Origin of the sequence: Vibrio sp. 10N.222.54.E6 (genome assembly GCF_041473955.1) — a bacterium.
In the GTDB taxonomy this organism is placed as follows: domain Bacteria; phylum Pseudomonadota; class Gammaproteobacteria; order Enterobacterales; family Vibrionaceae; genus Vibrio; species Vibrio tasmaniensis_A.
Genome location: NZ_JBFRTD010000017.1, coordinates 154,718 through 167,547, shown reverse-complemented (window position 1 = coordinate 167,547; position 12,830 = coordinate 154,718). Strand labels below are relative to the sequence as shown.

Annotated in this window: 9 protein-coding genes; 1 reads left to right on the top strand and 8 read right to left on the bottom strand. The window is 43.6% G+C overall.

Annotated elements, in window-relative coordinates:
• Positions 1–4: 4 nt before the first annotated feature.
• The gene (locus AB4513_RS11265; RefSeq protein WP_009846407.1) at positions 5–2,461 is read right to left on the bottom strand and encodes a hybrid sensor histidine kinase/response regulator; all 2,457 of its coding nucleotides are present in this window, start codon (positions 2,459–2,461) and stop codon (positions 5–7) included.
• 169 nt (positions 2,462–2,630) lie between these two features.
• Here AB4513_RS11265 and AB4513_RS11260 point away from each other — a divergent pair, with 169 nt between their 5' ends.
• Positions 2,631–3,200, top strand: a complete 570-nt coding sequence (locus tag AB4513_RS11260) for a UPF0149 family protein (protein WP_009846406.1) — start codon at positions 2,631–2,633, stop codon at positions 3,198–3,200.
• Between the two features lie 118 nt (positions 3,201–3,318).
• On the opposite strand, the gene AB4513_RS11255 is transcribed toward AB4513_RS11260, so the two are convergent.
• The 7 genes from AB4513_RS11255 to fepB all read right to left on the bottom strand — a co-directional run bounded on the left by AB4513_RS11255 (position 3,319) and on the right by fepB (position 12,726).
• Positions 3,319–4,350, bottom strand: coding sequence for a potassium channel family protein (locus tag AB4513_RS11255; RefSeq protein WP_009846405.1), 1,032 nt, complete (start codon positions 4,348–4,350; stop codon positions 3,319–3,321).
• 163 nt (positions 4,351–4,513) lie between these two features.
• On the bottom strand, positions 4,514–5,215 hold the full coding sequence (locus AB4513_RS11250; RefSeq protein WP_009846404.1) for a 4'-phosphopantetheinyl transferase: 702 nt from the start codon (positions 5,213–5,215) through the stop codon (positions 4,514–4,516).
• A 5-nt stretch (positions 5,216–5,220) separates the two neighbouring features.
• A complete protein-coding gene (locus AB4513_RS11245) occupies positions 5,221–6,033 on the bottom strand; it encodes an ABC transporter ATP-binding protein (RefSeq protein WP_009846403.1) in 813 nt (270 codons plus the stop codon).
• 198 nt (positions 6,034–6,231) lie between these two features.
• Positions 6,232–9,447 carry a condensation domain-containing protein gene (locus tag AB4513_RS11240; RefSeq protein WP_102257350.1) on the bottom strand — a complete coding sequence of 1,072 codons (3,216 nt, stop codon included), beginning with the start codon at positions 9,445–9,447 and terminating at the stop codon, positions 6,232–6,234.
• A 186-nt stretch (positions 9,448–9,633) separates the two neighbouring features.
• The gene (locus tag AB4513_RS11235; protein ID WP_102257351.1) at positions 9,634–10,695 is read right to left on the bottom strand and encodes an iron chelate uptake ABC transporter family permease subunit; all 1,062 of its coding nucleotides are present in this window, start codon (positions 10,693–10,695) and stop codon (positions 9,634–9,636) included.
• Entirely contained in the window at positions 10,692–11,732 is a 1,041-nt protein-coding gene (locus tag AB4513_RS11230) for an iron ABC transporter permease (protein ID WP_102257352.1), read from the bottom strand. Before AB4513_RS11230 ends, AB4513_RS11235 begins: the two co-directional genes overlap by 4 nt.
• Before the next feature lie 28 nt (positions 11,733–11,760).
• Positions 11,761–12,726: a Fe2+-enterobactin ABC transporter substrate-binding protein gene (gene fepB / locus AB4513_RS11225; RefSeq protein WP_102257353.1), complete on the bottom strand. Its 966-nt coding sequence runs from the start codon at positions 12,724–12,726 to the stop codon at positions 11,761–11,763.
• Positions 12,727–12,830 lie beyond the last annotated feature (104 nt).

The window sequence follows — 12,830 nt, the reverse complement described above, 5'->3', positions numbered from 1 at the left end:
ACAACTATGCCATAGGAAGATTTACCGTAATGCTATTGATGATTTCTTGTTCAGGAGTGAAACCGAGAGAAACCTGCTCTAAAGCTTTATCGACGTGATCTGTGAGCTTTGCATTATTCATAGGTTCAGCATGAACACGCAAGCTCTCTAATGCAGACTTAATCAGCGCTAAGTTATTATCTTCGAGCGCAACGTACAGCGTGACGAGTAGCTCTTCTGTGTTATCTTTGTTTCGTAGATCAGGTTTAGGTAGTGACTCGCTGTTACTTTGCGAATCGTTTTTTTCTACATCTAGGCTATCAAGATCATTAGCTCTAACTTCATGGTATTGGTAAAGCTTGTTTGAATAGCGGAATAACGCATCATCCAACTCACGCTCATCAATCGGTTTGGCAATAATATAATCCACACCCGCACCAAGCATACGTTCGCGAGTCTCTTTAAAGACATCAGCCGTACAACCAAACACCAGTACCGATGATATCTCACCTATCAAAGCTCGAATTGCAGTGGTTGATTCAACGCCGTCCATCACTGGCATATGGTTATCCATTAATACCAAATCAAAGCGCTCAGCCACCACGGCTTGTATCGCAAGTTCACCATTTTCGACGCTCTTACAAGTAAAGCCTTTACTGCTCATGAAAGTTTCAATAATGACTGTATTGGTTCGGTTATCTTCGACAATCAGTACCTTCAAGCCAGAGTAATCTAACTTTTTATGTGGCAAGCTCTCTATTTCGCCAGGCTGGCAAGGCTTAATCTTCAAGCGAACATCGAAGCTGGTGCCTATCCCTTCTTCACTGGTGACACTAATACTGCCTTCCATCAATTGGGCAATTTTCTTCACAATCGCTAACCCGAGACCAGTACCGCCAAAGCGTCTCGTAGTCGAAGACTCAGCTTGTTCAAACGGTTTAAAAATACGTTTTTGTGCTTCTTTAGATATACCAATACCGGTGTCGCGAACTCGAATACTAAGGTAGGTGTCACTCCCCTCTACGACTTCTTTAAGATACACCTCGACAAAGCCTCGAGAGGTAAACTTGACTGCGTTGTTTAAGAGGTTAAATAAAATTTGGCGAAGGCGTGCTTTGTCTGAGAAGTACCAACGGCCAGAAGGCACTTCGGAGTACACTTTGAATTGAAGCCCTTTCTCGGAAGACAATGTGTAATAGACACTGTTGATACTTCCTATGATTGAATCAAGCGGGAATCGTGTTTCATCCAGATCTAACCGACCCTGCTCTATCTTTGAAAAATCCAAAATTTCATTGAGTAACGTCATCATATGATCACCCGAATCATACAGGCTCTTAAGATGCTTCTCTTGCTCTGTGCTCAAAGGGGTTTTCAGTAAGATCTGAGCCGTTCCTAATACACCATTCATCGGGGTACGAATTTCGTGTGACAAGGTCGCAAGAAAGGCCGTTTTGGCATTGGTTGATGCTTGAGCTTTAACCTTCTCAGCTTCGAGATAGATGGTTTTTTCGTTGAAGGTTTTGATCAAATGTCCGATTTCATCATCACTAGAGTAGTCAACATCGATGATCTCGCCCGCTTTAGAACTATCAACTTGGGCGGCAATCGTTGTGATTGGGCTTATCAAATAGCGGTTCAGTAAGTAATAACCGGCCATGACACACAACAACAACAGCGGCACAATACCGCCTTCAACGCTCATTACCTGACGAAACACTTCGTCTGCTACTCGTGATTTTGAGTTGACGACATCCACTTGCCATCCAAACTCTCCAAATTGGTTACTACTAATATAAATCCCATCAACGAGATTGAAGTTATGAGAAACCAACACTTGGTTGAGTTTGTCTCTTAGAGTAATACCAAGGTTGTATTCTTCCGCATGGTTCTTGATAAAGCCGAGCAACTCTTCGAGTGAGAGATCCACCGTCGCGACACCTGCAAAAGTTCCATCGTAATAGTAAGGTGAAGATGCTGTGATCATTTGAACATGTGTATATGGGTCAATATACACATTGCTCCATGCAATGGTACCCTGCGCTTTGTTTACTACAGATGTATACCAATATTCGTTCTGATAAGGCGCATTTTTGGGGTTGTTATAAGAAAAGAGCTGGTCAATATCACCATCGTCGGCTTTGTTGAAAAAATAACTGTTAAGGATTTTATCAGAATCCAATGCATGCGGTTCTGGCCAAATACCTGCGCTGACGATCGTGTCATCGCTCGCCGCCAACATTGACTTAATAAATAACGGTATAACATCAGTATCACTGCGCTGCGCCTGAGCGAAACCAACCAAACTATCAACAAAACCTTGAGAGCTGCCGAGGGGTGCTGTAATCAATTCCGATAACAGTTGTGTACGTAAGTCGAGGTTTTGTTGCAACTTAGCGCGTACAGGAGATTCTACGACGTAATACGTCACACTACCGACAATGGCAATGAACATTGCGAGGTATACACCAAGCGCTACCATACTTTTTTTCTTGAGAGACGAGCGTATTTGCATAATTATCTTGTTATTTTCTTTCTGTTTAACCTAGTGTTTATCACTAATGACATCAAGCGTTTTTAGATGAAGCTTGATTGGCGCAAGTTCATTGGTACTATAAGCACAAATATGTTCCCTTTTACGGTACCTCACTTTGACTTTACAAGATATTCTTGCGCTTCCAGAGTTGGAAGGAAAGCTAATCACAGAACACAAAACCATGGGCTTTGTCACTGCAATGGCAGCCGCTCCAAATGTGTTAACCCCTCATGAATGGCTGCCATTCCTTTGGGGTGGCGAAGAAGTCGCGCCTTTTACCGACGGTGAACAGCTGGAAAGCTACATTGAAGTTATCATCGCGCTTTGGAACAAAACCCGCCCAGAACTGATCGAAGGTACTTGGGTATGGCCTGAAGCTTGTCAATTAGATGATGCAGAAGTTGTAAATACAGCAGCTCGCGATTTTTGTGAAGGCTTACTTCAAGGTTGGCAGATAGCCCGTGATGATTGGGAAACACTGATGCCCGAAGACAGCGAAGACAACGCATTGGTCGGCGGCGTGTTGCTTTCACTAAGCATGCTTTACGATCCAGAAACTTCCATTGCTACGCTTGCAGAACAAGGCATCGAAGGCCTTGAGCAATTTGAAGAGATCTTTAATGCTGTGCCAGTGATGCTTTGCGGGTTAACGCAACGCGGTATCGCATTAGCCGAAGCTCAATAATTTTCCATTCTCTCTAAAGCGAGAGATATAAAAGAAATAAGCTGCGCTATATTCGAACGATAGTAAGAAGGCCTCACAATGAGGCCTTCTTTCGCTTCAGGAGAGACTAAATAGCCGTCTAAAAGCCTTTCCAATCGAAATGATCAATTCGCTCATCGGCAATGTAAAACAACTTAGTACCGCTGCTGACAACTTGGTCTAACTCCGGATTAAGCTCTATACCACTCCCCGTATCAATCGCGATCAGCGTTGCTTTATACTTCTCTTTGAATACAGAGAAAATAGGCGCAACGGTTACAGGTTCGGCATCTTTAGGGTAATACGTCGAATACTGTGTCATACCTCTAGTTGAGCTTAAAAGCTCTTGATGAAGCGCACTTGAACCGGGATCAACCGCAGCTTTAGCCAGCATTTCGGCACCCACTGCCGGAATACATTCAGAGTTTGGGCAATGTTGATGCAGTAAATCGCTCAACGCCTCATCTTTAAAGTAAACCAGAAGATGAGCCTTAGGGTTTCGGTTCGCACAATAAAGCGCTGCAGACAGCGTGATGTCGTCTTCGGGGTTATCAATAAGAATACAGCTGGCTGACTCAATGCCCGTTTTCTCCATCTCTTTACCATCGGTGTAGCTGTTTACCTTAACGAAATTGATCTCACCGGGTAACGGATTTTCGATATCTGAACGCGTACATAATACGATTGGTCGCTTGCCCGTTTCTTCATGTTGCAGCATACGGATGAGATGAATGGTTCTTTGTTCATTCCACCCCAACATCAAAATGTGGTTTTCCACTCTAACTCTCCTTTTACCTAACAAGCCCGCTCGCCAATATTCAACACCTTCTGTTGCCACCTTACCCAGTAAAGCAGCGAAAAGGCTGAGCCCTCCAGGGATAACAAACAAAATAACAATCCATCGCCCCGCTTCCGTCGTCGGTGACAAATCGCCATAACCAACCGTAGAAGCCGTCACGACTAAATAGTATGCAAATGTAGTAAACGAGTTGGTTAAGTCCGTTTCACCCGCTAAATACAATGTCGACCACGATAAAAACACGTAGCCGAGGAAAGTAAACAGTAGGTTTTTACCATTCAAAACAAAGATATTCGCTTTGACCCAACGTTTGAGTTGTAACCAGATTATCATTAGAGCCTCTAATCCATTTCTCTTAGTTACATGCTAGAAAAAATAAATGATATCAACAAGATGTATCTTAAGAAAAAGGCACATGAGCCCAAAATAATGCCAATAGTCCACATTTAGGTACAAAAAGACTTAGAAATATATACAAACAATTTCTTGGATCAAATCAAGCTTGGCGAGGTTCGCGTACCAATGTATAAACTTTACCTTGCTTAAAAAAGAAATACACACACAGATTTAGTGCTTCGCCAAACGCCTTTTCTCCGCGCTCACACAGTTGAAAATGTGCCTCGCCTTTATCCATATCGATACTCATTAGCTTTGAGTCGCTGAACTCTAAATAAGTCTTAACATAGGGATAGATGGCTTTAAAAATACTTTCCTTAGCAGAGAACACTAAGGTGACAAACCATTGAATGGGAAGGTGAGTCCCGGCTAAGTGCTTTATTTCTTGAGGGCTAACAAACATAGGCATGAGTGACATAACCTGGTTTTCGTTGATGAGCTCTTCAACATCCAAACCAACAAAGCTCACGTCACTTAATGAACTGACCGTCGCTACCGCTAGATCATCGGTATGAGAAATGCTTCCAATCCAACCCTCGGGCCAAACCGGTGATCGGTGTTCACCGATGGGCAGTTCGAGGCAATCACACCCTTCAATGCGTAATGCGTGCAATGCCGCCCTGCGACCGGCAATAAACTCCGCTTTTCGTTTAGTTACTGAACGCTTCATTTCATTTGGTAACGCGACGTCAAGTTCTTGAAAAAGGCAATCTGTATACCTTTGTCGTTCAAAGTGGTACTGCCAAACCTTAATATTTTGCGAGCCAAAGGTGAGCAATTGCAAACCTGACAAAAAAGTCATACGAGTTACTTCCCCAGAGGCACAATCAATGGAGTATGACTTACAGGATCATCAATAATAACGCTATCTAAGCCAAATACTTGCTTAACGAGTTTGGCGTCAATTAAAGACTTAGGTTCGCCTTGCGCGACAATTTCTCCACCAGCAAATGCAATCAGGTGATCTGCATAACGACAGGCTTGATTCAAATCATGCAGCACGGCAACGATAGTATGTTTTTTTTCTCTATTGAGGCTACGGAACAACTCCAACAAATCAATCTGGTGTGCGACGTCCAAATAAGTTGTTGGCTCATCAAGTAATACTATCGGTGTCTTTTGCGCTAATACCATGGCGATCCAAACTCGTTGTTTCTGACCTCCAGAGAGTTCATCGACCTGCCTCTCGGCCAAATCGGTGACACCAGTATCTTCCATCGCTTGAAAGACCGCCTCTTGATCATCTAAGCTCCACTGCTTAAACAGTTTTTGATGCGGGTAGCGACCTCTTGCCACCAAATCAACGACTCGAATCCCTTCAGGAGCTTGTGAGCTTTGCGGCAGTAACCCTAACTCTCTCGCCAACTCTTTAGCTGGCACCTTTTGAATATTCTGACCATCAAGACAAATTTTACCTTGAGAAGGTTTCAACAAGCGGCACAAGCTTCTCAATAAGGTAGACTTTCCGCACCCGTTGGGTCCGACAATGACCGTAAATTTACCTTCAGGAATATTAAGTTCGAGATTTTCACAAATAACGCGATTATCGTATGCAAGTTTAAGGTTATTTCCATTTAGTCGAGAGGTAATGTTGGATTTAACCGGTGTCGATAGGCTCATAAACTTCTGATTCATTTAAGTTAAACAATATCCCCTAAGTAACCTTTAGCTATTTGCTTATTTAGCCAATTAGCTGTTTGATTGCTTAACTCAATAGCTCTAGCCATTCAGTTACTTGGGAAAGCGCAGCATCAAGAATAGACTTGATGCTGCTCAAGGTTACGCATGGTTTCTTGGACGAGTAATCTACCTACGGTTTTAGAACATTGCGGGTTCAACCACGCGGTCTTTAATTGCTTCGAGCAACTGATCCCCCTTTGAGCTCAAAGCAAATTCTGCAAACAGAGCTCTTAGTGTGTCACACAGAAGATCAACCTGAGCTTGACTGTAGTTTTCAGTAAGGTAGCTCATCATTACACGTAGCACCTGCTCATCATTGACGGTTTCTTCTAACACTTCGAACTGAAGTCCTAAACCAGATTCGCTTCGATCTGAATCAACCTGCTGGAAGTTGATTTTGTCACCATTAGACAATTCAAAAGCACCACTAAATTTACTTTTGGCGTGAAGTTGAATAAAGACTTCGAACATGTGCCCATCCACATCGGGATCCCCCCCAACCAAACCTTCTTCAATAAGGTCGATAGGAATATCGCCATATGGCATAGAATCATTAATCGTATGTTTCACTTGGGCTACCAGTTCAGCCACCGTACGGACGCGTTCAAAATTCACTAAATGCGCCACTACGGTGGTGAAGTAACCTATCGTGTCATAATACTCAACGTCTTGTCGGCCCGAAGCCGAGGTTCCTACTATGAGCTTATTGGGTGCACCAACAACATTGAGTGCCGCTGCAATAGATGCATAAACAACATTGAATAGCGATGCGCTTTGCTGCTTGGCAAGTGCATATAACCCATCCCTTACGTTATCTTCAATTTCAACGATAACCCAACCACCTTTAGCCCCTTGAGGATCAGCCTTCTCTGATAAAGGGTGACTCTTAGGGAATATAGGGGTAGACCACGGCACATCTTTTAGATTATCCAACCAATAATCGAGGTGCTTCTGATGTGTTCCAGAACCTCTCTGCATACGAGCATACTCGTGCATTGGAAGAGCTTCATGTCTCCATTCCGGTGATTGACCTTGAACGCGCAGTTTATAAGCTAAATTAAGCTCATCCATCATCAAATTCACTGACCATTCATCTTGAACAATATGGTGGAACAAGAAGGACAAGAACTGCTGCCCCGTATCCTTGCAACGGATGAATCTTACTCGAAGAGGGAACTCCTTCTCTAAATCAAAGGGATGGATTGCCTCTTGTTTAAGAAACTCATCCCTATCTTCGATTTCACATTCATCTGAAGTCCAAAACCATTTGTAATTGCCGATGTCACTGACATCAACCACTTGTTGGCATGGATTACCATCATGTTCATAAAAATGGCTTCTTAGAGTGGCATGACGAACTAGAATATCGCGGCAAGCTTCCCCAAAAGCCACTTCATCCAATTCATCGAAAAAGCGTAAAACAAACGGCAAGTTAAAAATCGTATTGAGTCCAAATTTGGCGTATTTGGGAATCGCCTTCCACAGAGAATTCTGAGCGAGCGACAATGGAGCAAGCGAAGAACCAACATCGGTAAGAGATGCCGAAGACTCAAGAAACTCGGTACTTTTCGGCACAGCTTGTTCGGCAAGCGATTGAGCCGTCGGGTTGCCAAAAAGATCATTAATGCTGATTTCAATACCATGGTGAGTCAGTAATCGACCAATAACTCGAGTTGCAATCAATGAGTGCCCTCCGAAGTCAAAGAAATCGTCCGTTGCGGTCATCGTATCCGAAACTAAAGCCTCTTTAAACTCAGCCAAAATGAGTTCGGCAGTAGAATTTATCTCAGAAACGGGACTTGATGCTTCAACTGATGCCGGCATAACCGTGGGGGTTATTGGCTTAGCGTGCTTAGCCAGTTCAGTCGCAGTTCGGTAGGTGAATAAGTCTTCAATGCTCACTTCAATCCCATGGTCCTTCAACAAGCGACCAATGACTCGAGTACCAATAAGCGAATGACCACCAAAATCAAAGAAGTCATCGTCTTTGTTCATGCTTTCTATAGAAAGTGCATCTCTAAATTCAGCGAGTATTGTCTTTTCAAAAATTGAAACTGGCTCGGCACTTTCATTCACCAACGGTGCTGCTTTTACATCCTGCTTTGCCAATGCAGGTTTAGTGACTTTTTGACCATCAATGTAGGCAATAAATTGCTCAAATAGAAACGCTCCTAAGTGAGGAGAAACCGTTACCCCCGTAACTAACTCAAATGACAGGGCACCTTGTCGGTTAATGCCAACCGCAAGAGAGATTTCAAACTTCGGATGAAGCGGTGCAGTCGGTAATTTCACAGCCTCCACATCATCAAGTGACAAATAGTCAGCCGGATCTACAAGCCAAGTCACTAAAGCTGCTGATTGAGAAAACTCTGTTGACTCGATGGTCTGAGACTGAGCAGCGGTTAGCCTCATAGTAAGGTCGCCAACAGCTTGGCCTAAGTCTGAAATTGGCTGCCCTAAACAGAGATAAGTCAAACCAGTCTCAATCATCGCGCCATTAATTTCTCGATTTTTCTGACTGATATCAACCGGCATGAACACATCAAGACTATCGAGATCATTAGACTCGGTGATGTAACGAGCGAACAGCACCGCAGTAGCTGAGAGGATTTCTACTTCGTTCATCGTCCTACCAAGGCGATTCTCGAAGGTCTCTCTTTGAATAGAAGTCGTAAACTTACGTGGTACTGATACTTGTAAATACGAACAAACATTTTCACTGACACCGGTTTGTACTAAGTCAATATCCTGTGTAGAACGCTTAATCCATGGCAAACAAGATGTCGAAAGAGCTTCAAGCTTTTGAATTGGCGTGAAACCTCCTATCTCTGTGGGCTGCTTTCTCTGCTCTATGGTGCAAAGGCCATGATTATATAAAGCACTCACAACTTCGAATATTTCTTTCCAGCACACTTCACCACTCAAAATTTGGTGAGAAACTACACCTAACACCACATCTTGCTCTGCGCAAATGTAAACCGTAAATTGGATTCCTGACTGAGATTCCAGCGCTATAGGGGTTGATTGATTAGCTTGCAGGTGGGAAATAGCATCTTGAACTGAATCAACAGCTTCAATATTAATCGTCTGAGAAAATTCATTACCGTGAAATTTAACTAAACCTGCATCCTCATCAAATTGATAACAAACATTAAGGGATGGGACGAATTGAGAAATTTTACTCAACGAAGAAACCAAGCGACCAATGTTGACTTCCCCAGCTAGACGGTAAGCAGCTGAGTATTGAGCAGAATCTTCATGCTGCTGATGGTGCATCCAAACTCGTTCTTCAAAATCTGTCACTGCGTTGCCAAATCCACTCTTTTCCTTCGAGTGATGCGAGTTAAATATCATGTTCCTTTCTCCTGTCTGAAAGAATTCAGAACTGTCCTTTTTGAAGCTAAAGCTGCCTTAAAGTACAAGTATTCTGGGGGAGGCTCTAAGCTCTACGCTTATTAAAATCAGTGGCTTACTTTATTCCCAACAAAGCTTAATGTAAAGCATTCTCATTTGTGTTGATTGAGATATGTGTACCTATGCTTAAAACTGGCGAGATCGGGTCAATAGCCAAATTAAATATATGCCACCTACAATACCCGTCATCCTGCCTATCGGCACGCTTGCTTGAAAAGGCAACCATTGAATTAAAACATCCGCAGTTAAGACCAACAACGCGCCCATAAGAGCTGAGGAGAACAAGGATAATGCTCGCGACTTTCTCAATCGACCAACTAATTGAGGAGCAGCAAGGGCAATAAAGGCAATAGGCCCAGCAGCTCCTGTCGCGAATGCGGCTAAGACCACAGCAAAGAAAATCATAGAAAGACGGACTCGCTCTACTCGGATACCCAGCTGAGTTGCGATGTCATCCCCCATCTCTATCATGGCAAGCGCACGCTTTAGTATCATCATAAAAGGGAGGAGGAGAAATACCCCAATAAGTACAGGATAAACATGTGTCCATGTCCTAGCATGCAGTGATCCTGCAAGCCATAGATTAGCCAAAATGGCATTGTCTAAATTACCCTTAACTAACATCAGGCTGTTCAGCGCACTCAAAATGGACCCGACCCCAATACCAGTGAGTATTAAGCGATACCCTCCAACCACTCCTGCTTTTACCGCGAGTAAGTAAACGATAACAGCCGTGATTACTCCGCCGACTATCGCCGCGATTGCCACTTCGATAGCCCCTTGCTCAAACAAAACTATTTGAGCAATTGCCCCGGTAGCAGCCCCCGTTGTAAAGCCAATGACATCAGGAGAACCAAGAGCATTTCTTGATACCGATTGAAATACCGCACCAGAAATGCCTAACGCAGCCCCAACAAAGACCGCAGTAAGAACCTTAGGTAGTCTTATGTTAAGAATTATTCGATCTTTTACGCCCCTCTCTCCAGCCCCAAGAATGATATCGGCCACTTGAGGCAACGAGATATTAAACTTACCCAATGTCATGGAATAAGTTGCAATAGCGCAAACTGATATCAACAAAATCAAAGCGATAAGTATATGAGACGGTTGATAACAGAAAGAAAACTGACCGAAGCGTACAACACTTCCCGAGCCAGAATTTTGAAGAGTGTAAGGCTCAATCATCATAGGAGAGATATCTTCCAACGTTTCACTAAGAATACAAAGAATGGCCCGCCGATTAGAGCAATCATAATACCTACACTGATCTCATTGGGATACCCGACGATCCGGCCTAGCACATCGGCGACAACCGCCAGAATGGATGCAATCAGTAAAGAGAAAGGCATCAACCATTTATGATCCGGCCCCGCCGCCATCCTTGCAATATGAGGGGCAGTAAGACCAACAAAGCTGATAGGACCAGCCGCCGCAGTAGAGGTCCCCGCTAAAACCACAATAGCAATAGAAGCAAAACACCATATTTTGATCGGGTTAACACCTAAGGCGTGACCAATATCGTCCCCTAACGAGACAGTATCTAAGGCTTTACTTAATGAAAATGCGATTACTAATCCAATGGCTATTAACATGGCAGCCGGGATCAAGACATCGTAACCTCGCCCTTGAAATGACCCCACAGCCCAATGTCTATATTGTTCAAACACCATTTCATTGCTGTTTATTGTGATCATATGAGTCAGTGCAAGCAACACAACCGACAAAGCAGTTCCCGCCAATACAACTCTTACAGGGTTAACCCCTTTATTTACCCCAGCAAGGGCAAAAACACCCGCTCCGGAAACAGCCGCCCCAAGTAAACCAAACCACATCACATAGGCCATATCATGGATGCCCAGAAAGGCTATCGCTGAGACTATGGCAACTGTCGCCCCCGCATTGACACCGAGTATCCCAGGATCTGCTAATGGGTTACGAGTTAAGCTTTGCATGATAACGCCTGCAACACCAAGCGCACCGCCAATAACTAAAGCTAACAAGGTGCGTGGAATTCGAAGGTGGACAACCAATAGATGATCACTGTTGGTTGGATCAAAAGAAAAAATCGCATCCAAAGTCACTGCCGGCGATATGTAATGCGTGCCGATAAAAAGGCTAAAACACGAGGCAAAAAATAACAACACGACTCCCGCCATCAGCCATCGTCGTCGTTGTCCATTTCTTATCTGTTCAAATGCTTCTGCAGGACCAGCAATACTTGTCATTACGGACATCCTTTACCCATTGTAGCCATTAACCTGCATTTGTATCTCGTTCAAAAAGCTGAACAATGTCGTTAACGATTTCAGTGGCACTATACATATCGATACGAAATGAATTCTCACCTAGGCCAAAGACTTGTTTATTCTGGACGGACGGAAGGTTGATCAAGATTGGGTCATGCATGAATCGATTAGCGCTGTCGTCGCTCGCTTCTAGCAAAAATGTCGTATCGGCTTTAAGTTGAGTCAGCAGTTCAAAGTGGACGCGCATAAAATCTGATAAAGGCACGGTGTTGTCATGCCATTGACGATTTTGCACTTCCATTTTAAAACCAAGATCAGTGAGCAAGTCCGCATGAACGCCATCCTCTAAAGCGATAGCATTGGTAGCTCCAGGTCCAAAATACGCCACAATATTGGTTTCGCCTTCTGGTATCTGTAGCTTGTTTTTACTCTGGTTAACGAACAACTCAAACTGGCTAATTTTTTGTTGGGCTTGTTCTTCTAACCCTGTCGCCTGTCCAAGCCTCAAAGCCAAGTCTTGCCATGATTGTGCGGTGTAATCCAAAATAATGGTTGGTGCTATTTGCTTAAATTCAGCTATTTGATCTCTCGCCGAATCACCACCGCGCCATGCTACAACAATCAAATCAGGTTCATAGATATAGGCAGACTCTAAATCAACGCTGCCGGCAGGCCATGCCTTTTCCACGCTTCTCTGTTCAGCAATATCTGCCCATTGACTAAAAAACTTCCCTTCATAAGTGAGTGCTGTTGCGGCTAAAGGAGCATCAATAGCCAGTAGCGTCCCACTAATCGTCACCGAGGTAGAAAGGATTCGAGTCGGTTTAGATGGGATCACTGTCTGTGAGCTATCCGCATTAACGAAAGTCTTGGGGTAAGTATTTTGAGATGTCATTTCGGTTTCTGCGAAAACAGAAGCCGAAGCTGAAATCAAAAAAACAACAATGATTTTAAAAATTATATTGATTCTCATTTACTATTTACACTTCATTTAGTCTGCGTTTAGTGAATTAAATGGTCTTACTACTGGGAGTTTGAGTCTGAATAACTTTTCTGAATTAAGCTATTAAGCTATTA

Excerpts from the sequence above, each read along its gene's own strand:
- AB4513_RS11250 (WP_009846404.1), bottom strand. The coding sequence starts at position 5,215 with ATGACTTTTTTGTCAGGTTTGCAATTGCTCACCTTTGGCTCGCAAAAT.
- fepB (WP_102257353.1), bottom strand. The coding sequence starts at position 12,726 with ATGAGAATCAATATAATTTTTAAAATCATTGTTGTTTTTTTGATTTCA.
- AB4513_RS11240 (WP_102257350.1), bottom strand. The coding sequence starts at position 9,447 with ATGATATTTAACTCGCATCACTCGAAGGAAAAGAGTGGATTTGGCAAC.
- AB4513_RS11245 (WP_009846403.1), bottom strand. The coding sequence starts at position 6,033 with ATGAGCCTATCGACACCGGTTAAATCCAACATTACCTCTCGACTAAAT.
- AB4513_RS11255 (WP_009846405.1), bottom strand. The coding sequence starts at position 4,350 with ATGATAATCTGGTTACAACTCAAACGTTGGGTCAAAGCGAATATCTTT.
- AB4513_RS11235 (WP_102257351.1), bottom strand. The coding sequence starts at position 10,695 with ATGATGATTGAGCCTTACACTCTTCAAAATTCTGGCTCGGGAAGTGTT.
- AB4513_RS11230 (WP_102257352.1), bottom strand. The coding sequence starts at position 11,732 with ATGACAAGTATTGCTGGTCCTGCAGAAGCATTTGAACAGATAAGAAAT.
- AB4513_RS11265 (WP_009846407.1), bottom strand. The coding sequence starts at position 2,461 with ATGGTAGCGCTTGGTGTATACCTCGCAATGTTCATTGCCATTGTCGGT.